General features: G+C 31.2%; 17 protein-coding genes. 10 read left to right on the top strand and 7 right to left on the bottom strand.

Annotated features, from left to right (window positions below; all coding sequences use genetic code 11):
- Positions 1-28: 28 nt before the first annotated feature.
- The 3 genes from GFJ99_RS05320 to pbpC are packed head-to-tail and all read left to right on the top strand — an operon-like array spanning position 29 to position 3,958.
- Entirely contained in the window at positions 29-619 is a 591-nt protein-coding gene (locus GFJ99_RS05320; protein WP_153207839.1) for a transposase, read from the top strand.
- Between the two features lie 58 nt (positions 620-677).
- The gene (locus GFJ99_RS05315) at positions 678-1,553 is read left to right on the top strand and encodes a hypothetical protein (RefSeq protein WP_153207838.1); all 876 of its coding nucleotides are present in this window, start codon (positions 678-680) and stop codon (positions 1,551-1,553) included.
- Positions 1,554-1,600: 47 nt separating this feature from the next.
- Positions 1,601-3,958 (top strand): penicillin-binding protein 1C, encoded by a 2,358-nt coding sequence (gene pbpC / locus GFJ99_RS05310; protein ID WP_153207837.1) that lies wholly within the window; start codon positions 1,601-1,603, stop codon positions 3,956-3,958.
- A gap of 61 nt (positions 3,959-4,019) precedes the next feature.
- Here pbpC and GFJ99_RS05305 read toward each other — a convergent pair whose 3' ends face one another.
- Both GFJ99_RS05305 and GFJ99_RS05300 read right to left on the bottom strand, forming a co-directional pair.
- Positions 4,020-5,570 carry an Rne/Rng family ribonuclease gene (locus GFJ99_RS05305; protein ID WP_153207836.1) on the bottom strand — a complete coding sequence of 517 codons (1,551 nt, stop codon included), beginning with the start codon at positions 5,568-5,570 and terminating at the stop codon, positions 4,020-4,022.
- A 326-nt stretch (positions 5,571-5,896) separates the two neighbouring features.
- Entirely contained in the window at positions 5,897-6,190 is a 294-nt protein-coding gene (locus GFJ99_RS05300; protein ID WP_008254909.1) for an HU family DNA-binding protein, read from the bottom strand.
- A 130-nt stretch (positions 6,191-6,320) separates the two neighbouring features.
- On the opposite strand from GFJ99_RS05300, the gene mutY reads away from it, so the two are divergent.
- The 4 genes from mutY to gldD are packed head-to-tail and all read left to right on the top strand — an operon-like array spanning position 6,321 to position 9,678.
- The gene (gene mutY, locus GFJ99_RS05295; protein ID WP_153207835.1) at positions 6,321-7,370 is read left to right on the top strand and encodes an A/G-specific adenine glycosylase; all 1,050 of its coding nucleotides are present in this window, start codon (positions 6,321-6,323) and stop codon (positions 7,368-7,370) included.
- 37 nt (positions 7,371-7,407) lie between these two features.
- Positions 7,408-7,809, top strand: a complete 402-nt coding sequence (locus tag GFJ99_RS05290; protein WP_008254913.1) for a single-stranded DNA-binding protein — start codon at positions 7,408-7,410, stop codon at positions 7,807-7,809.
- A gap of 16 nt (positions 7,810-7,825) precedes the next feature.
- Positions 7,826-9,115: a gliding motility-associated protein GldE gene (locus GFJ99_RS05285; protein WP_153207834.1), complete on the top strand. Its 1,290-nt coding sequence runs from the start codon at positions 7,826-7,828 to the stop codon at positions 9,113-9,115.
- A 5-nt stretch (positions 9,116-9,120) separates the two neighbouring features.
- Positions 9,121-9,678: a gliding motility lipoprotein GldD gene (gldD, locus tag GFJ99_RS05280; protein ID WP_153207833.1), complete on the top strand. Its 558-nt coding sequence runs from the start codon at positions 9,121-9,123 to the stop codon at positions 9,676-9,678.
- A 107-nt stretch (positions 9,679-9,785) separates the two neighbouring features.
- Here the strand turns inward: gldD and GFJ99_RS05275 are convergent, their stop codons facing one another.
- On the bottom strand, positions 9,786-10,154 hold the full coding sequence (locus tag GFJ99_RS05275) for a heavy-metal-associated domain-containing protein (protein WP_153207832.1): 369 nt from the start codon (positions 10,152-10,154) through the stop codon (positions 9,786-9,788).
- A gap of 110 nt (positions 10,155-10,264) precedes the next feature.
- Between GFJ99_RS05275 and GFJ99_RS05270 the strand changes: the two genes are divergently transcribed.
- Positions 10,265-11,134, top strand: coding sequence for a DMT family transporter (locus GFJ99_RS05270; RefSeq protein ID WP_153207831.1), 870 nt, complete (start codon positions 10,265-10,267; stop codon positions 11,132-11,134).
- A 46-nt stretch (positions 11,135-11,180) separates the two neighbouring features.
- Here GFJ99_RS05270 and GFJ99_RS05265 read toward each other — a convergent pair whose 3' ends face one another.
- Together GFJ99_RS05265 and GFJ99_RS05260 are read right to left on the bottom strand one after the other, a co-directional pair.
- Entirely contained in the window at positions 11,181-13,232 is a 2,052-nt protein-coding gene (locus GFJ99_RS05265; RefSeq protein WP_153207830.1) for a pitrilysin family protein, read from the bottom strand.
- Between the two features lie 12 nt (positions 13,233-13,244).
- Positions 13,245-14,570: a pitrilysin family protein gene (locus GFJ99_RS05260; protein WP_153207829.1), complete on the bottom strand. Its 1,326-nt coding sequence runs from the start codon at positions 14,568-14,570 to the stop codon at positions 13,245-13,247.
- Between the two features lie 188 nt (positions 14,571-14,758).
- Between GFJ99_RS05260 and rplU the strand changes: the two genes are divergently transcribed.
- Together rplU and rpmA are read left to right on the top strand one after the other, a co-directional pair.
- Entirely contained in the window at positions 14,759-15,181 is a 423-nt protein-coding gene (gene rplU / locus GFJ99_RS05255) for a 50S ribosomal protein L21 (RefSeq protein ID WP_008254924.1), read from the top strand.
- 18 nt (positions 15,182-15,199) lie between these two features.
- The gene (gene rpmA / locus GFJ99_RS05250; protein ID WP_008254927.1) at positions 15,200-15,460 is read left to right on the top strand and encodes a 50S ribosomal protein L27; all 261 of its coding nucleotides are present in this window, start codon (positions 15,200-15,202) and stop codon (positions 15,458-15,460) included.
- A 249-nt stretch (positions 15,461-15,709) separates the two neighbouring features.
- On the opposite strand, the gene GFJ99_RS05245 is transcribed toward rpmA, so the two are convergent.
- Positions 15,710-18,991 carry a PA domain-containing protein gene (locus GFJ99_RS05245; RefSeq protein WP_153207828.1) on the bottom strand — a complete coding sequence of 1,094 codons (3,282 nt, stop codon included), beginning with the start codon at positions 18,989-18,991 and terminating at the stop codon, positions 15,710-15,712.
- A gap of 88 nt (positions 18,992-19,079) precedes the next feature.
- Entirely contained in the window at positions 19,080-20,423 is a 1,344-nt protein-coding gene (locus GFJ99_RS05240; protein WP_040470311.1) for a deoxyguanosinetriphosphate triphosphohydrolase, read from the bottom strand.
- Between the last annotated feature and the right edge of the window lie 28 nt (positions 20,424-20,451).

The following is a 20,451-nucleotide window of genomic DNA, read 5'->3' as shown; positions in this document are numbered from 1 at the left end:
ACCTGTTAGGTATGCAAACAAAAAATACATGAAACAAGAAAAATTTGAATATGACACTTTTTTCCATGTTTACAACAGAGGAAACAATAAAGAAGATATTTTTATTGAAGATAAAAACTACAGTTATTTCCTAAAATTAATCAAAAATCATCTTTTAGGAGTAGCTGAAATTTATGCTTATTGTTTATTAAAAAATCATTTTCATTTAATAATTAGAATTAAAGATAAAAATGAAATTTCTGAGAAATATAGAGATAAAATTCATTTACCGTTTTCTAATTTTTTCAACGCGTATTCAAAGGCTATTAACAAAGCTTATGATAGAACCGGTAGTTTATTTCAAGAGCATTTAAAGCGAAATAAAATTCATGATGAAAATTATTTGAAAAATTTAGTTTTATATGTTCATTTGAATCCAGTAAAACATAAATTTTGTGATGATTTTAGAGAATATAAACATTCTTCATTTTTAAGTTACACAAGTGACAAACCTTCAAATTTATCCAGAGAATATGTTCTTGAATTATTTGGAGGAAAAGAAAATTTCATCTTCGAACACAAAGAAAGCATGATAAAATATGAAGGAGTTGTTAATGAAATAGATGATTTTGATGATTAATTATAAGACCTAACAGGTTTTGGAAACCTGTTAGGTCTAAAAACAATATTCTTTCCAAATGAAAATAGTTCTAAAAATCGGAATGCTTTTACTATTTACAATTATAAGTTGTAAAAGCAATAAATCAAATTTGACTAAAAGTGAAAGTGATTCAATTAGTGATACTACTAATGTTGTTATTGCTGACACTATAACTTATCAAAATATTCAAGAAACTGAAAAAGAGATAGTTGTAAATATTGATAGTGTGTTAAAAGCAAATATCAATATCAAAATTGATTATCAAGATAGTTTGGTTTACGTATTAGGAAACAGAGAGTTTTATCCTATCGGAAATGGTCAGATAGTTGCGTTTACAAAATTAAAAGAGGACAAAGAACTATTTGCAGTGGTATATCCAATTACTTTAGATGAGGAAAAACAGCCAAATGTTTTGTTTTATATTCTTAAAAACAAGGAATGGGTTTTGGTTTCCAAATTGGATTCTAGTGAAGTTAATTCCTTTGAAATTGTAGATATAAACAATAATGGAATTAGAGAAATTCAATCAATTGGTTATCCCAATATGAACGGAAATTATTGGAATAATTTTTACAGTTATTCTGAAAAAGAAAATAAGTTTATAGATGGTGGTGGATTTTTTTCAAGTATGTACGAATTTAAACCTCAATTAAACAGAATTGAAGTTGAATACGGCGGAAGCTGGTATATGCCCAATACTAAAACCATTTATTATTGGAAAAATCAAAAACTTATTCCTTTTAAAAAAGTTGAAATAGGTTTAAAAATTGTAGACATGAAACATAATGCTCAATATATTAAGTATTCAGAAAACTTAACTTTGGAGAAAGATTCGGTTCAATTAGTGTATAAAAAATCGTTTCGAGGTAAAAAGTTAAATCAATTTTATGATAACTTTTTTGAAAATAATTAAACTTAAAGACCTAATAAGTTTCAAAAACCTGTTAGGATAAAACTTAAATGAAAAATAGAATAATTAATTACATAAAATCAAACAAAATCAAAACTACCATAAGTATTTTGCTTTTGGTAGTTTACTATTTTTCACTCCCAAGACAACTTTTCGAAAACAACTATTCTACCGTAATTGAAAGTCAAGATGGACAACTTTTAGGAGCTAAAATCGCTTCCGATGGACAATGGCGTTTTCCTGAAAGTGATAGTATTCCTTATAAATTTCAAAAATGTATCGTCGCATTTGAAGATCAATATTTTTATAAGCATTTCGGGTTTAACCCAATTTCAATGTTTCATGCATTTGAACAAAATCGAAAAGCAAATCGTGTAGTTCGAGGAGGAAGTACCTTAACCCAACAAGTGATTCGTTTGCACCGAAATGTAAAGTCGCGTTCCTATTTTGAAAAAGGAATTGAAATGGTTCTCGCAACCCGATTAGAATTTCGACATTCAAAAGATAAAATTTTGGAGTTATACTGTGCTCATGCCCCTTTTGGAAGTAATGTTGTAGGTTTAGAAATGGCATCTTGGAAATATTTTGGATTACAACCGCATCAATTATCATGGGCAGAGGCAGCTACTTTAGCCGTTTTACCAAATGCACCTAGTTTAATTTATCCTGGGAAAAATCAAGAACGATTATTGGCAAAACGTAATAGATTATTAAAGAAATTGTACGAAGATAAAATAATCGATAAATCAACTTATGAACTATCATTACAAGAAAATTTGCCTCAAAAGCCATTTGATGTTCCGCAAATTGCTCCTCACTTAGTCCAAAAAATTTCAAAAGAACATCCAGAGAAAAAAACAAAAACTACCATTCAATTGGATTTGCAAGAGCGTACCAACGAAATCGTAAAGCAATATTATAACTACTACAAACAAAATCAGGTGTACAATATTTCGGTTTTAGTGGTTGATGTAAAAACAAGAAATATTATTACTTATGTTGGAAACAGTCCAACAGATAAAGACCACCAAAAAGACGTTGATATTATTGAAGCACCTAGAAGTACAGGAAGCATTTTAAAACCCTATTTATATGCTTCAATGTTAAATGATGGCTATATTTTACCTGAAACTTTAATTCCTGATATTCCAACACAAATTTCTGGCTATTCGCCACAAAATTATAATTTAACATATGACGGAGCAGTCCCAGCAAGCAGGGCGTTAGCTCGTTCTTTGAATATCCCGTCTGTTTTGATGTTGCAAGACTATTCGGTGAATCAGTTTTATGAAAAATTACAACAATTGAAATTACGAAACGTCAATAGACAACCTTCTAATTATGGTTTATCTTTGATTTTAGGTGGTGCCGAGTCTAATTTGTGGGATTTATGTAAAGCCTATGCTTATATGTCGTCTACGCTGTCTTATTTCAATGAAAATGAATCGAAATATCGTAAAAATGAGATGCTGAATTTGAATTATGATGCCAATTTTCAACCTGATTTTGGAAAAAGTTCACGTCAGAAAAATATTTTTGGCGCAGGCGCTATTTGGCAGACATTTAATGCAATGAAAGAAGTCAACCGACCTGAAGGTGATGAAGCATGGAAATTCTATGATTCTTCATTAGAAATAGCTTGGAAAACAGGAACAAGTTTTGGCAGCAGAGACGCGTGGGCAATTGGAATTACTAAAGATTACGTAGTGGGAATTTGGGTTGGAAATGCCACAGGAGAAGGAAGACCATTATTAACAGGAGTTGATAGTGCTGCTCCTATTTTATTTGATGTTTTTAGATTATTACCAAAATCGAAATGGTTTGAAAAACCTTATAACGATTTAGAAGACGTTGAAATTTGTAAAACTTCTGGATATTTAGCGCAAACACATTGTCCTAAATCAAAGCAATGGATTCCAAAAACAGCAAAAAAAACAGACAATTGCCCGTATCATAAAATTATTCATTTAGATAAAAACCAGCAATTTAGAGTCAATAGTAATTGCGAAAGTGTTGATGAAATGATAAGTAAATCATGGTTTGTTTTGCCTCCAGTAATGGAATGGCATTATAAAAGCAAGAATGTAAACTATCAAAATTTACCACCTTATAGAAGTGATTGTGTAGATGCTTTGCAAGAAAAAAGTATGGATTTTATTTACCCAAAGGCCAATACTAAAATTATACTTGCTAAAGATTTTGAAAGTAAAGTGCAACCAGTAATTATAAAAGTAGCACATTCAAATCCTAAAGCAGAGTTGTTTTGGTATTTAGACGATAAATATGTAGGAACCACAAAAACCTTTCATGAAAAACCCATTTTTGCTACATCTGGAGTTCATGTAATTACTGTGGTAGATGATTTTGGCAATGAAATTAGGCGAAAAATAGAATTTGAAAGTGAGTAAACACAAAAAAACCGCTAATCTTACGAAAAGCGGTTTTTGTGTTTACAGGATACATCCCATATTATTTTACTATAATTTCATTTCCTTCTTTGTCGAAGAAATGAAACTCTAGATACGTGTAAGCGTCACGAGGTATAATTTTCACCCATTTCTTATATTCGAAAAACCATTTCGAACGTAAGGATGGAAAACCTTTAGAAAGGTATGCTGCCACAAACGGATGCACGTTAAGTACAACTTTTTTATGGTCTTTTATAATGCGTTCAAGGTCAGTTGCAATCTTGTCAACAATTAAAATTGGAGCTTCAATTTCCCCGTGTTCATTGTTAGGGTCTTCTTCTCTTGTTTTAATATTAACTTCAGGTCTGACTCTTTGTCTAGTAATTTGAATTAATCCAAATTTGCTAGGAGGCAAGATTTTATGCTTGGCCTTATCGTCACTCATTTCTTCTCTTAAGAAATCATATAAAACTTTGCGGTTTTCTGGATTTTGCATATCAATGAAATCCACCACAATAATTCCGCCCATGTCTCTCAGTCTTAATTGTCTGGCAATTTCTGCTGCCGCAATCATATTTACTTCAAGTGCAGTACCTTCTTGGCTAGTTGCTTTACTTGAACGATTTCCACTATTCACATCTATAACATGTAAAGCTTCTGTATGTTCAATAATTAAATAAGCACCTTTGCTCATGGAAACTGTTTTTCCAAAAGACGTTTTTATTTGTCGTTCAATATTATACTTCTCAAAAAGAGGTAAGTCTCTAGACTGATAGTGTTTTACGATAGACACTTTTTCGGGAGCTATTTCTTGCAAATACTCCTTCGTTTCTAGGTACAAATCTTCATCATCTACATAAATACCCGTAAAGGTATCATTAAATACATCTCTTAAGATAGAAGAAGCTTTGTTAAGTTCTCCTAAAACTTTTGATGGATGATGAGCAGTTTGTAACCTTCTACACATGGCTGACCATCGGTCGAGCAATGTTTGTAGATCTTTATCAAGTTCGGCTACTTTTTTGCCTTCGGCTACTGTTCGTACAATAACACCGAATCCTTTTGGTTTAATAGATTGAACCAGTCGTTTTAATCGATCTTTTTCTTCTCTCGATTCTATTTTTTGAGAAACAGAAACTCGATCAGAAAAAGGCACTAAAACCACGTATCTTCCTGCTAAAGAAATCTCAGAACTAATTCTGGGACCTTTAGTAGAAATAGGCTCTTTAACTACTTGAACTAAAACAGATTGATTGGCACTAAGAATATCATTTATAGAACCATCTTTATCTATTTCAGCTTCAAAAGGAAAATTTTTGAGTGAATAATCTTTTATTTTACCTGCGCTTACAAGTTTAATGAATTTTGTCAAAGAAGGTAAGTTAGGACCTAAATCATGATAATGCAAAAAAGCATCTTTTTCATGACCTAAATTCACAAAAGCTGCATTTAAACCAGCAACTGGCTTACGGATTTTGGCTATAAAAATATCGCCTACCGCAAAATTGCTTTGCTTTTCTTCTTCTTTGTGTAATTCAATTAGTTTTCCATCTTTTAATAAGGCAAAATCTACAGCGTCTGAACCTGATCGAATAATTAATTCTTTGTTCATGCAGTACATTTTTATCTGTTTGTGCTCGGTTCTTGATGTTTTGTTGATTGATGTTTTTAAATTCATCCGTCATATAACATCCATCATCTAACATTTTCACAGATGGATTAAAAATAATTTTACAGGATTTTTCCCGATAATCAATTTTGAATTGATTAATTTCAATGAACTTTTTTCTAAAAAAGAAAAAGTAGTTTTAAACTACTTTTTCTTTTTATGACGGTTTGCTCTCGCTCTTTTCTTACGTTTGTGAGTTGCTACCTTATGTCTTTTTCTTTTTTTACCACTTGGCATAACATGTTGGTGTTTAGATTAATAAATAGTTTTTATACTGTAACTTCTGTTTTTTCTTTAACGCTTTCTACAAACACTTTAGCAGGCTTAAAAGCTGGAATGTTGTGTGCAGGAATTTTAATTGTAGTGTTTTTAGAAATGTTTCTTCCTGTTTTTTCAGCTCTAGTTTTAATAATAAAACTTCCAAAACCTCTTAAATAAACATTATCACCAGTTTCTAACGAGTTTTTCACTTCTTCCATAAAAGTCTCAACTGTTGCTTGAACATCTCCTTTTTCAAGTCCTAATTTCTCTGAGATTTTCGCTACGATATCTGCTTTCGTCATTTTCTTTCGTATTTATATTTTGTGTATTTTTTTGAGTTTGCAAATATAAGAATTAAAAAAACAATAATTCAACGTTAATTGATTAAATTTTAATTACTAAAGATTTATTTTTGTTGCCATATAAAAAATCATGGAATTTTCTAACTCTTTAATTAATTGGTATTTACAGAACAAGCGCGATTTACCTTGGCGTAACACCGATAATCCGTACTTAATTTGGCTGTCTGAAATTATGCTACAACAAACGCGTGTTGCGCAAGGATTGCCATATTTTTTAACTTTTACAGCAACTTTTCCAACAGTTTTTGATCTTGCAAACGCAAAAGAAGAGCAAGTTTTAAAATTATGGCAAGGTTTAGGATATTATTCCAGAGCAAGAAACTTACACGCAACAGCAAAATATATTGCTTTTGAATTAAATGGCAAATTTCCATCAAATTATAAAGAATTGCTAAAATTAAAAGGTGTTGGAGAATATACGGCAGCAGCTATTGCCTCTTTTTCCTATAATGAACCTGTAGCTGTTTTAGACGGAAATGTTTTTAGAGTATTGAGCCGTTATTTTAATCTAGATAGCGATATTTCATTGCCTAAAACTAAAACAGAATTTCAACAACTAGCACAAGAAGTACTCAACAAAAATAATCCGGCATTGTTTAATCAAGCCATTATGGAATTTGGAGCGTTGCAATGTGTACCAAAAAATCCAAACTGCACTTCTTGTGATTTAAATACGAGTTGTGCTGCGCTTCAATACAAAAAAGTAGCAGAATTACCGGTAAAAACAAAAAAAACAAAAGTTACTAACCGATATCTCAATTATCTTGTATTAAAAGATTCTGATTCTAATTTTACAGTACAAAAAAGAGAAGGAAAAGGAATTTGGGAAAATTTATATGAATTTCCAGTTCTTGAAACCGAAAATTTACTCACTGAAAAAGAAGCAATTAATCAAATTAAAGGAATGCAATTTTACAACAAAAAGCCTTCCGAGATTTTAATTTTACACAACGATGTAATTCTTCATAAATTATCGCATCAACACTTGAATATTCGGTTTTTTGCACTTCATTTCAATTCTAAATTACCTGACGCAAAACCATTTACAGAAATAGTAAAATTACCTTTCCCAATTGTAATTCATAATTTTATGGTTTCAAATTATTTTAATTCGTATTAAATTACTATTTTTGATTAACCCTAATAATTTATAAGCCATGAATGGAACATTAAATAAAGTAATATTGATAGGTCATCTAGGTGACGAAGTGAAAATGCATTATTTCGAAGGAGGCAATTGCATAGGCCGTTTTCCATTAGCTACAAACGAAGTATATATTAATAAAACTACCGGAGAAAAAATCACCTCTACAGAATGGCACAATATTGTTGTTCGTAATAAAGCAGCCGAAATATGTGAAAAATACCTTTCTAAAGGAGATAAAATTTACATTGAAGGCCGCATAAAATCTAGACAATGGCAAGCTGAAGATGGTGCAACAAAATATACTACAGAAATTCAGGTAACTGAATTTACTTTTTTAACTACTAAAAAAGATACCGATTTAAGTAAATCTTCTTTACCAACAGGTAGTGCACCAGAAGATTTTAATGTTTAATTTAATTTAGTGAAATTTGGATCCTGATCCCGCCAGTTTATTTTATTCGATAGATTTTGAGTTTCTAATTGGAATTATAGCAATTGTATTATTGCTTATTTGCTCTGCATTTATTTCAGGTTCAGAGGTAGCTCTGTTTTCTTTATCTCAAAAAGATATAGACGAAATAATGGAAAAAGATTTCAATAAAGGAAATCTAATTTCTGAACTATTAGAAAAACCAAAAAAACTATTAGCTACCATTTTAGTAGCCAATAATTTTGTAAATATAGCTGTCGTAATTCTTTTCTCATCTTTTAGCGGAAAAATGTTTAACAGCATAGCTTCTTCAGCATTACGATTTACTCTAGAAGTTGTACTTGTTACTTTCTTCTTGTTATTATTTGGCGAAGTTTTACCTAAAATTTACGCAAATCGTAATAATATTGTATTTGCTCAAAAAGTAGCAGTTTCAATTTCATTATTAAACAAAATATTATCGCCTATTAGTGTTCCTATGCGAAATAGTATTCATTTTATTGAAAAGAAACTGAATGTACAAAAAGGAAATTTTTCAGTAAACCAACTTTCTCAAGCGCTAGAATTAACTTCGCAGTCAGACACCACAGATGGAGAACAGAAAATATTAGAAGGCATTGTAACTTTTGGAAATACCGAAGTCCGACAAGTAATGAGTCCAAGAATTGATGTTTTTTCCTTAAATATTGAAGAAACTTTTAAGGAAATAATGCCTAAAATTATTGAAAAAGGATATTCGCGAATTCCTGTTTATAAAGAAAATATCGACCAAATTGAAGGTATTTTGTTTATTAAGGACTTAATTCCACATATTGACAACGATAATTTCAATTGGGTAGAACTTTTACGCGAACCCTTTTTTGTTCCTGAAAACAAGAAACTAGACGATTTATTGAAAGATTTTCAAAGCATGAAAAGCCACTTGGCAGTTGTTGTTGACGAATATGGTGGAACATCGGGAATTATTTCTTTAGAAGATGTTTTGGAAGAAATCGTAGGCGATATAAGTGATGAATTTGACGATGAAGATTTGATTTATTCTCAGATTGATGATAACAACTTTTTATTTGAAGGAAAAATTAGTTTAAAAGATTTTTATCGAATAATTGATGTTAACGAAGAAGAATTTGAAAGACAAAAAGGAGAAGCCGAAACTTTAGCTGGATTTTTACTAGAAATTTCGGGTAATTTCCCTAAAAAAAGTCAGAAAATAACATTTCATAATCTTATTTTTACAATCGAAAATGTAGATAAGAGAAGAATAAAACAAATAAAAGTTACGTTATAGTAATCATGATACAAAAAATATTGAAAATTAGTTTTTTAAGTTTGTTCTTACTGTTTATTTCTTGCGGAGATGACGCAGTACCAAAACCAAAAAGTCATTTGAGTTTAGAATATCCACGCTCTAAATACTCCGAACTAGATTCTGATTGTTTATTTACTTTTGAAAAAAACGATTTAACTACAATAAAAAACAAGTCTTGTTCATTTGAGATTAATTATCCAAAAATGAAAGCTACGATTTACATTACACATAAATCGGTAAATAATGACATCGATAAATTATTGCGAGATGCTCAAACACTAACTTACAACCACGTAGTAAAAGCAGATGACATTATAGAGCAACCTTTTATAAATGACAACAAAAAAGTCTACGGAATGTTTTATGAAGTAGGCGGAAATGCGGCAACAAATGCTCAGTTTTACGCAACTGATAGCACAAAAAACTTTATAGTAGGAAGTGTATATTTTTATGCAAAACCTAATTTCGATTCTATTTACCCTGCCGCACAATATCTAAAAGAAGATATGAAAAGAATTATGGAAACTTTGGAGTGGAAGTAAATATGTATTGTTATTCTGAACTCGATTAAGCTTCTAAAAATTTAGAATTAAAACAGAATTAATCGAAGATTCAACAAACTTAAACAAGTTCAGAACAACAAAATTAATTACATTTCTTTCGATTCTGTTACTTTATAAGAATCACCACCAGCAACAGCTTCAATGGTTTTAGTTAACGATTCTAACGATTGCTTTTCAGCATCAAATTTAACCGTCGCTATTTTAGTATCAAAATCCACAACAGCTTCTCCTACTCCATCTTGATTAGCTAATTTATTTTCAATTGTTTTAGCACAACCCATAGCACAAGTCATACCATCAATTGTAAAGCTAGCAGTTTGCATTTTAGCTAAATCAGCTTCTGAAACCACCTCTTTTTTAGCAACTTCTGAAGCTACTTCTTTACTTTCTTGTTTACAACTTGCAAAAGTTAGCGCAATTAGAAGAGTAAAACCGATATTTTTTAAATTTTTCATACACGTTTAAATTAAATTATTTGTCTCTAAATAAAGACTTTGCAAAATTACAAAAATTCATAGTGTGATTTTAAAAATAAAGACTGAATTTTGACAGATAAAATTATGCTATGGAAAACAATTCGACAAAATGGTATTTATTAGGCTTTTTAGGCTGCGTTTGGGGAAGTTCTTTTATTTTAATGCAGTTTGGCTTAAAAGGCGTAAATTCTATTCAACTAGGAAGTTTACGTATTTTATTTGCTGCCATTTTTTTAATGATTGTAGGATACAAACATATTTCAAAAATTCCATTATACAAATGGAAATATATTGCATTAACCTCTCTTTTTGGAACATTTGTTCCTGCTTATTTGTTTGCAATAGCACTATCAAAAATTGATGGTTCAGTAAGTTCCATTTTAAATTCACTAACACCATTAAACACATTATTAGTTGGCCTTTTCTTTTTTGGATTAGACGTACAACGAAGACAAATATTTGGTGTAATTATTGGTTTTTTTGGCTGTGTGTTATTAGTATTATTTGGAGGTGGAGAAAACACAACCGAAAATTATTATTATGCCATATTAATCATAATTGCTTCTATATTTTATGGCATTAATGTTAACTTAATTAAGAAATATTTATCTGATTTAAAACCACTAACAATAAGTACCGGAAATTTTGTAATTATGTTTATTCCTGCATTAATCGTTTTGTATTTTACAGGATTTTTTGATATAATTCACGAAACTAAAGTACAAACATCATTAGGTTTTATTGCTGTTTTAGGAATTGTTGGAACCGGATTTTCAAACATATTATTCTTTAAGTTAATTCAGCTTTCATCACCTGTATTTGCTTCTTCAGTAACTTATATAATTCCTGTAGTTGCTTTTACATTAGGCTCTTTATTTATGAATGAAACCCTTTCGTTAATTCAGTTATTGGGTGCATTAATTGTTTTAATTGGTGTATATTTTTCTAGTAGAAAATAAAAAAAGCGCTCAATTTCTTGAGCGCTCTTAGTAATTTATGCTTTATTTATTTAAAATCGGCATCCGTTACACCTTCGTTAATTTTAACTTCAGTAGTAGTTAATTCGATTTCAATACCTACATTCATGATTGTTTTGTAAGGGAATTTTAATCCTTTTACATCTTTATAATCTTGGTAGTAAGTAGTTTGTGTCATTTTTTGACCCGCTTGCTCTAATTCTTTAGCTTCTGCTACTTTAAATCCAGTTTTTACGTCATAGAAATAAGTAGATTTTCCGCTTTTAATAGCATAAGCATCTGTTCCATTGATGTTTTCTATACCAGTTAAAGTAACATCTTTATCTGTTAATAAAGCTAATTCTTTAAAAGTAGTAGCATCAGCCTGCATGTCTTTTAACTCTTGGTCTTTGAAATCCTGTCTTTGACCTTGTTGTACCATGTAAGCTTCTTTTTCATTAACTACTTGTTTCATCATTGTCATTCCCATAGCCTTCATTTCAACACCTAGTTTTTTAGATGTCGTTTTAACAACTAATTCTAAAGCTGTTCCTTGAACTGTTCCTGATGAGTAAACAGCTAACGTTTTTACGTTTTTAACTGCTTTTTCACCACCAATTGCATTGATGTAATTATTTAAAACCGATTGAGCTGTTACACCTGCTGGAACTGGTTTTTTAACCTCTGGTTTTTCTGTAGGATTACCATATTTGTCAAAATAGAAAATTGGTAATTTTTCAGCTTTACTCATTGCTTCTAAACCAGGTAAAACATCGGCTGCTTTTCCTACAATTACAACTCTTGTTTTATCTGCTAAGAAATATTTATTTGCTGCATTTTTAATATCTTCTGCAGTAACTGCATTAATATTTTTAATGTAGTTTTCGTAAAAATCATCTGACAAACCTTGAGTTTCTTTATTTAATGCATAACCCGCAATTGTTGATGGTTTTTCAATTTGCATTACAAAGTTTCCAATGTATTTTGCTTTAGCATTTTTTAAATCTTCTTCAGAAACTAATTCTGTTCTAATTCTTTTTAATTCATTAAAAACTTCTACAACAGCACTATCTGTTACTACATTTCTAACAGACGAACCTGAACGAAATTTATTAATGTATTTACCTGAACCAATTGAAGAATAAGCTCCGTATGTCCAACCGTGTTTTTCACGTAAGTTTAAGAATAATCTTCCTTCTCCACCGCCACCTAAAATTTGGTTAGCCAATAAAGCTGCAAAGTATTCTTTATCTGTCATTTTTAAATTTGACAAGTTTACCAAAGCAATTTCAGATTGAACTGCGTTTGGCATATCGATAAAGTTAATTTGGCTATATTGAACATCTTTTGGATTAGAGTATGACAATTGAGGAGCTGTAGCTTTTTTCCATTTTCCAAAAAGTTTTTCAACTTCTTTTTTAACTTCTTTAAAATTAACATCACCAACAATTACTAAATAAGCATTTGCAGGAACAAAATACGTGTTATAGTTTAAAATTACATCGTTTAATGTTACATTATTTAATGTTTCTTCGCTAGTATATTCACCTTTATAGTGTTCTTTACCGTAAGTTAAAACATTTTCAACTCTACCCGCAATAGCGCTAACGCTTTTCTCACTAGATTTTAATCCTTCGATTATTTTTTCTTTTTCTTTTTCAAATTCTTCTTGAACAAATAAAGGATTCAAAGCTCCGTCTGCCATTAATTCTAATATTCTTTTTGAATATCTAGACAATCCACTAGCATATGCTCCAGATGAATAAAAGCCAATATTAGCTCCTAAGAAATCAATTTCTTCATTGAAAGCATTTTTTGAAACTGTTTCTGTTCCATTCCCAATCATTGAACTTAAAATATCTGAAACTCCTTTTTTAGCACCTTCTGCATAAGGAGGATTGTCTAATGTTAAGTTAAAAGATACTCTTGGTAATTTATGATTTTCAACGACTAACACTTTTAAACCATTTTTAAGCACAAAACTTTGTGGCTTGTTAATGTTAATAGTTGGAGCAGGACCTGCTTTTGGTTGTGGTCTATCTTGAGCTTGCATAGTTATTGTTAAAAATAAACTGGCTGCGATGTATATAAATTTTTTCATATTCTTTCGATCTTAGTTTTGAGCTTTGTCTTTAGCAGGAACATAATCTAAAATCATTCTTTGGTTTGAGTTTAGGTATTTTTTTGCTGTTTCTCTGATTTCTTCTCTTGTAATAGAACGATAAATATCAATTTCAGTATTAATTAAGTTGATATCACCATATAACATGTAGTAAGTTGCTAAGTTATCAGCTATTCCTTCCACAGAAGCATTATTACTTACATAGTTACTTTCAAATTTGTTTTGAAGTTTTTGAAAATCGTTTTCAGAAATTAATTCTGTTTGCATTTTAACAATTTCTTCGTCAATTTCTTTTAAGATAGATTCTGTTGTATTAGTTCCCATTGGTAAACCATAAATTAAATACATACCATAATCTTCTTGACTATAATTGAAAGCTCCAATTTGTAAAGCCATTTTTTTATCGTCAACAATTTTTTTGTACAACTTAGAACTTTTACCATCTGATAAATAAGTAGAAATCATATCTAAAATTCTTGCATCGCGAGATTTCATTGAAGGAGTTCTGTAAGAAGCAACCAACATAGGAATTTGAATGTTTGGATCTTCCCAAGAAGCTTTAAATTCTTGTGTAATAGGAGCTTCTTCAACTTTTTGACGAGTTACAGGAGCACCTTTTGGAATTGAGCTAAAATATTTATTCACCCATTCTTTAGCTTGCGCTTTATCAAATTGTCCTGCAATTACTAAAACAGCATTATTAGGCACATAGAATTTTTTATTAAAAGCTAAGAATTCTTCTAAAGTTGCAGCATCTAAATGTTCCATTTCTCCAATGGTAGTCCATTTATATGGATGCACTTTAAACATATTTTGCTTTACAGCTTTAATTAAGTTCCCATAAGGCTGATTGTCAACACGTAATCTTTTTTCTTCTTTAACAACTTCGTTTTGTGTATCAACACCTATTTGGTTGATTACAGGATGCATTAGTCTTTCAGACTCCATCCAAATTGCCAATTCTAAATTATTTGAAGGAAAAACTTCATAATAATACGTTCTGTCGTCTGTAGTATTTGCATTGTTGTTTCCACCATTTGCTGTAACTAGTTTAAACCAATCACCACGACCAATATTTTTTGTACCTTCAAATAAAAGGTGTTCAAAAAAGTGTGCAAATCCTGTTCGATTTGGCTGTTCGTCTTTTGCTCCTACGTGGTACATAACCGAAGTAATTACTACTGGAGCCGAATTGTCTTGATGTAACACAACGTGTAGTCCGTTGTCTAAATCAAACTCTTCGAATGTTACTTTTTGAGCTGAAGCAGTTCCGCCAAGCATAAGTGCAGTTCCTAAAGCCATTAAAGATTTTTTCATACGTTATTAATTTGTTGATATAATTTTAATAAGACGCAATTTCGAAATAATGTTACAATAAAATGCAATTTAAATTTAAAAAAAATGACTAAAATATATTTTTCGTTATTTTAATCTAAAGAATAGTTGTTTGGTTTATAAATTATTGTATATTTGCAACCTTAAAATTTTTAACTAAAATCATTGTTATGTACGCAATCGTAGAGATAGCAGGGCAACAATTCAAAGTAAGCAAAGACCAAAAGGTTTATGTTCACCGTTTAGCTTCAGAAGAAGGAACTAAAGTTTCTTTTGACAAAGTTCTTTTATTAGATGAAAACGGAACAGTAACTTTAGGCGCCCCAGCTGTAGAAGGAGCTTCTGTAGAAGCCAAAGTGTTACAACACTTAAAAGGTGATAAAGTAATTGTCTTCAAAAAGAAAAGAAGAAAAGGTTACAAAAAGAAAAACGGTCACAGACAATCATTCACTCAAATTTTAATTGAAGGAATTGTTGCTGCTGGAGCTAAGAAAAAAGCTGCTAAAAAAGAAGTTGAAGTTGAAACAGCTACAACTACTGAAGAAGTTAAGCCAAAAGCAAAAGCGACTAAAAAACCAAAAACTGAAGAATAACATTTAAAATATAACATCATGGCTCACAAGAAAGGTGTCGGTAGTTCGAAGAATGGTAGAGAATCAGAATCGAAACGTTTAGGCGTTAAGATTTATGGTGGTCAAGCTGCTATTGCTGGAAACATCATTGTTAGACAAAGAGGTTCTAAGCACAACCCAGGTGAAAATGTTTACATGGGAAAAGATCATACTTTACATGCTAAAGTTGATGGAGTTGTAAAATTCCAAAAGAAAGCGGAAAACAAATCATATGTATCTGTAGTTCCGTTTGAAGCTTAATAATCTTTATTAGCAACATATTAAAACCTCTCCAATGGAGAGGTTTTTTATTTTATACAATCTTCTAACTTCTTTAGAAAAAGAAAAGCTATATATTTTACTCGTTTTATTCCATTACAAAACAAAATTCTTATTTGCATTGGAAAGCATACAAAACTTTAGAATAATCCTTTAAAAGAAACCTAATGATATAAAACAAAAAAGCCAGTGAATAAAATTCACCGGCTTTTTAAAATCTTTAGTTCAGAACTAGTTTACAACTATTTTCTCTGAATAATTTAAGTTTGTTCCCGTTAATTTAACGATATATACTCCAGCAGTTAATGCGTTTAACTCGATTGAATAATTACCAGAAAAATCTACCGATTTAGTATTTACTAATCTACCGTTTATATCAAACATTTCTACTTTTAAATCCCCTAAATAATTTGAAATAGCTATATTAATTAATTCTTTAGCAGGATTAGGATAAATTTTTATATTATTTGATTGAGAAAAATCAGAAGATGAAAGTGTAGTATTTGTAAACATACCCGAAAAAACACCTCTTCCATAAGTAGCTGCATAAACTGTATAATCATTTCTCATATCTAAATCAACAACCTTTACATTGCTCATTCCATTATATGATTGATTCCAAACCGGAGTTGCCGAATCAAAATTATTACAATACCACACCCCTAATTCAGTTCCAATAATTACTTCGGTAGCAAAACCACCCACATTTTTTAAAGGATTTGGTAAAATTGATTTAACTGGTATGTCTGGAAAATTCCCTTCTTTATTTAACCAAGTAGTTCCTCCGTCTTTAGTATACCATATACTAACAACATTGTAATTATGAATAGTAACAAAAATTTCATTATTTGATGCTCCGTATTCTACATCAGAGATACTTCCTACAAAAGATGGTCCTGTGATATCGGTCCAAGTTGTAGATGGGGTTGCTGTAGTCGTTGGATTTGAAACAGAAACTCTAAGTAATTTTCCCAGTCTAGTACCAACAAGCAATAATGATGTAGTAGTTGTATAAGGAGAAACAGTTATTGCAGTTGGTGAAGCAGTTAATAAAGCATTTGTTAAAATTGTTTTTTGTACAGTTCCAGACTTTAAGTTCTTATACCTTCTAATTTGAAAAGCCCCTAATGAAGTTGAATAATCAGAATATAATATGTCTAAATTAGAATCTAAAGCCATAGGAGCTATAAAAGCACCATTATTAAAACTTTCATTATTTATTACCCTTGTTAATCCACTTACTGGTCTATAATTTATACTATTGTTATAAACATAATTTGAAATATAATATTTATCAGCCCCTTGATCAAACAAAGTATATGCACCATCTCCTCCTTGTGATTGCGTTGTTGAATTTAAACCAGCAGAGGCATTTGCAAAATATTGCGTACCATTATCTTGTGCTCCTGCAGCAAAATATTCTCCTGTTAAACCACTTACTACCTGTGTTGGAGCAACACCTACACTATAAAACTGAGTAATATTTAAACCATTTACTCTTGTTGCTATTGCTGTCGTAGAAGAAGCTGCTGTAGATAAACTCGACGCGTAACTTACACCTCCATCATGACCAAATATGGCCTGATTAGAATTTCCGGGTCTAAAAGCCATTGCGTGCTGATCTGCATGCGCAACAGAAACTCCGGTACCATATCCAGAAGACCATTTTGAAATTGTTTGCCAAGATCCACCACTATTTGATGACCTATGAATATCAATTCCACCTATATAAACTATAGCATCATTTGTAGGATCAACAGTAATTGTTAAATCATAAAAAGCTTGTCTTCTACAAAAATCTGTAGCTGTTGTCCCATGAATTGCAGCAGGTTCAGCTAAAGTAGTAACGGTAGAAAACCCATTAGTTGTTAAGTAAATATTCGCTTCACCATTTGTAGAATCTTCAGACAACACATAAATTTTATTAGCATTTGTAGCAGACACTGCAATTTGAGTTCTTTTTCCCGAAGGAACTGTATGTCTATTTGTAAAAGTTGTACCATTTGTAGAAGACATAATTCTTCCTCCACCATCACCATAAACCGTACTATTTGTAGTTGCTAGCCATATTGTATTATCAGGTCCAATTTCAATATCATTTGGACATGTTCTATTTCTATCTACTGTTAAAGGCAAAGTTAATAAAGTCCAGCTTGCCCCACCGTTTGTCGACTTATATAAACCAAAAGCTGGTCCTCCTAAATATGTTGCTTGGTTGGCAGCACTATAGAAAGTATCACCTACTGCTACAAATATTTCAGAAACGCCACCATTGTTTCTAACTTTAATATCATTGATATGTTGTTGTCCTGGTACTAAATTACCAGTAAACGCACCTGCTACAACAGGATTTAAAGTAGCTGTAACTGCACCAGATAAAAGAGCAGCCTCTATTAAATCTCCATTTTCTTGTGATATCATTATTGATGGTATCGTAATGGTTGGATCATCACCACCCATAGCAACTGGAGTTCCTGCTACATTATTCATCATAATCACACCAATTGCACCTGCATTTTGAGCTGCTTTTACTTTTAAAACAAAAGTACAACTACCTCTTCTTATAAGTGCAATTTTACCATTTAACGCTGCTGCATTTGTTATTGTTTCACATCCATCAGAAGATGGTGCTACATTATCACTTACTAAAACAACGTTAGCTGTTATTGGCGCAACAGGGTTTATTCCAAAAGCAGTTGTTGGATAACAAGCGTAATTACCAGCTATTCCTGCAGGGCTATCAATAGTTAAATCTGCTGCTGATTGAAAAGAAGTTGGACCTGTAATCCCTCCAAAAACTTTTGTCCAAGTAACACCTGCATCTGTTGATTTCCATACACCATCTCCATTTACATCACCACCAACATACGATTCACCTGTTCCTAAATAAAAAGTATTCGTATTATTTGGATCATAAGTTATTGCTGAAACTGATAAGTTTTCAGGAATACCTACTCTTGTCCAAGCCGTGTTTGTAGTAATATCATTATTAACCCACAAACCACCACTTACTCCACCTGCAAAAACTTTCTTAAAAGTAGCGTCATTAGGATCAAACATAATGGCTCTAACTCTACCTCCAACATTATTAGGACCTCTTTCAACCCAATTGTTATCTGAAGCATCTCCTGGTGTTCTACCTGAAGCTAAAGCATTTTGTCTTTCTCTTTTTAATTGTTCTCTTACTTGTATCAGTTTTTCAGGAGTAGGCTTTCCTGTTTCTGGATCCATTGTTAATTCCCATTCGGTTTCATAGTACTTGTTTGGAGGAATTGCCGCAGCCTTTCTTTCCTGTTTAGAAAGCAATAATGTTTTTTTGAAAGGAGATTTTGCTAAATTTTTAGCATGTTTTTTTCTTACTGCCTTTGCTTGCTTCTTTGTTAATTGCTTATTAACAGATGCTACATTAGCAGATTTGCTAGACTTTTCCTTGTTTTTATCAGTGTTAGACTGACCAAAACTTAAAGAAAAAACAAACAAAGCACTAAATAAAAATAGTAATTGTTTTTTCATGATTAAATTGGGGTTAAAATTGATTTAATTCTAACAAAATTAGCATTTTACAAATAAAATCAAAATTTTTTTACTCCAATTTTACATTTTAACTTTTGTTTGCCTGAATAGTCTTATATAATTCTAATGCTTTACCATCTGTTAATAAAGAAACGAAATGGCAAATATGTAATAATCTATCGTATAAATTTTCTTTTTGAAATTGAAAACGTTCTGGTAATAATTTTAAAAGTAATTCATCATAGTTTGAAGCAGTACCGTTTACTTTTTTATTGTAAGCAGTGCAAAATCCATCTAACAAATTATTAATAATTTTATAACCCATGACTTCCTTTTGAATAACTTCCTTACTTTGATAGACGTTTTTTACGCTAATCTGAATAATGTCGTTCATTTGGGCTTTATACTGACTTTTATCCATCAAAGCAAATGGAAATTCTCCGGCTAAAATAGCTTTTTCATTTTTCATAAAAACTGCCACTGCATCATTGATTAAGCTTCCAATAGCCAATGCTCGCAAATAACTAATTCTGTCTTCCTTCGTAATAAGTTCGTTGTATTTTTTAGTATCGATACCGTTTTTTACTAATTTAATTAAGTATTCTAAAGCAAATTCTTCTTGAATTAAGCCTAAATTAATCCCATCTTCAAAATCGATAATCGTATAACAAATATCATCAGCTGCTTCTACTAAATACGCTAACGGATGACGCTCAAATCCAATATCATTTCCTGATTTGTTTGAAATTAATCCTAATTCAGCAGCCACTTCGTTAAAAAAAGATTTATCGGATTGAAAGAAACCGTATTTTTTATCACAAATTTTTGAGGTTGGTTTTTTGGGCAAACTTTCTTTTGGATATTTCATAAAAGCACCTAAAGTTGCATACGAAATACGCAAACCACCTTCAATTCCTTCACGGGAAGCTGCTAAAACCGAAAATCCGTTAGCATTTCCTTCAAAATCTATCAAATCTTGCCATTCTTTTTCAGTCAATTGATCTTTGTATTGCAATCCGTTTCCAGTTTTGAAATATTCGCCAATGGCTTTTTCTCCTGAATGTCCAAATGGTGGATTTCCAATATCGTGCGACAAGGCTGCAGCGGCTACAATAGCACCAAAATCATTAGCTTGATAACCATGAACTTCTTGTAAATGCGGATAATTTGCAATGATTTGCTTTCCAACTAAACGTCCTAATGAACGACCCACAACCGAAACTTCCAAACTATGCGTTAATCGATTGTGTACAAAATCGGTTTTAGAAAGCGGAATGACTTGCGTTTTGTCTTGCAAACTTCTAAAAGCGGCAGAAAAAATAATTCGATCATAATCGACTTCAAAACCTAAACGCGTGTCGTCTTGCTCTTTACGTAAACGTTTACTGGTATCGCCTTGTCTTTTTAAGGACAATAATTGTTCCCATTGCATCATGTGATTCTAGATTGAAAATTGCGGA

The organism is Flavobacterium sp. LMO6, from assembly GCF_009495795.1.
Lineage (GTDB): Bacteria > Bacteroidota > Bacteroidia > Flavobacteriales > Flavobacteriaceae > Flavobacterium.
The sequence above is the reverse complement of the archived record's forward strand: the minus strand, read 5'-3'. Positions and strand labels throughout refer to the sequence as shown.

Excerpts from the sequence above, each read along its gene's own strand:
- mutY (WP_153207835.1), top strand. The coding sequence starts at position 6,321 with ATGGAATTTTCTAACTCTTTAATTAATTGGTATTTACAGAACAAGCGC.
- GFJ99_RS05260 (WP_153207829.1), bottom strand. The coding sequence starts at position 14,570 with ATGAAAAAATCTTTAATGGCTTTAGGAACTGCACTTATGCTTGGCGGA.
- GFJ99_RS05275 (WP_153207832.1), bottom strand. The coding sequence starts at position 10,154 with ATGAAAAATTTAAAAAATATCGGTTTTACTCTTCTAATTGCGCTAACT.
- GFJ99_RS05240 (WP_040470311.1), bottom strand. The coding sequence starts at position 20,423 with ATGCAATGGGAACAATTATTGTCCTTAAAAAGACAAGGCGATACCAGT.
- pbpC (WP_153207837.1), top strand. The coding sequence starts at position 1,601 with ATGAAAAATAGAATAATTAATTACATAAAATCAAACAAAATCAAAACT.
- GFJ99_RS05300 (WP_008254909.1), bottom strand. The coding sequence starts at position 6,190 with ATGACGAAAGCAGATATCGTAGCGAAAATCTCAGAGAAATTAGGACTT.
- GFJ99_RS05320 (WP_153207839.1), top strand. The coding sequence starts at position 29 with ATGAAACAAGAAAAATTTGAATATGACACTTTTTTCCATGTTTACAAC.
- GFJ99_RS05270 (WP_153207831.1), top strand. The coding sequence starts at position 10,265 with ATGGAAAACAATTCGACAAAATGGTATTTATTAGGCTTTTTAGGCTGC.
- GFJ99_RS05265 (WP_153207830.1), bottom strand. The coding sequence starts at position 13,232 with ATGAAAAAATTTATATACATCGCAGCCAGTTTATTTTTAACAATAACT.
- rpmA (WP_008254927.1), top strand. The coding sequence starts at position 15,200 with ATGGCTCACAAGAAAGGTGTCGGTAGTTCGAAGAATGGTAGAGAATCA.
- rplU (WP_008254924.1), top strand. The coding sequence starts at position 14,759 with ATGTACGCAATCGTAGAGATAGCAGGGCAACAATTCAAAGTAAGCAAA.
- gldD (WP_153207833.1), top strand. The coding sequence starts at position 9,121 with ATGATACAAAAAATATTGAAAATTAGTTTTTTAAGTTTGTTCTTACTG.
- GFJ99_RS05245 (WP_153207828.1), bottom strand. The coding sequence starts at position 18,991 with ATGAAAAAACAATTACTATTTTTATTTAGTGCTTTGTTTGTTTTTTCT.
- GFJ99_RS05290 (WP_008254913.1), top strand. The coding sequence starts at position 7,408 with ATGAATGGAACATTAAATAAAGTAATATTGATAGGTCATCTAGGTGAC.
- GFJ99_RS05315 (WP_153207838.1), top strand. The coding sequence starts at position 678 with ATGAAAATAGTTCTAAAAATCGGAATGCTTTTACTATTTACAATTATA.
- GFJ99_RS05305 (WP_153207836.1), bottom strand. The coding sequence starts at position 5,570 with ATGAACAAAGAATTAATTATTCGATCAGGTTCAGACGCTGTAGATTTT.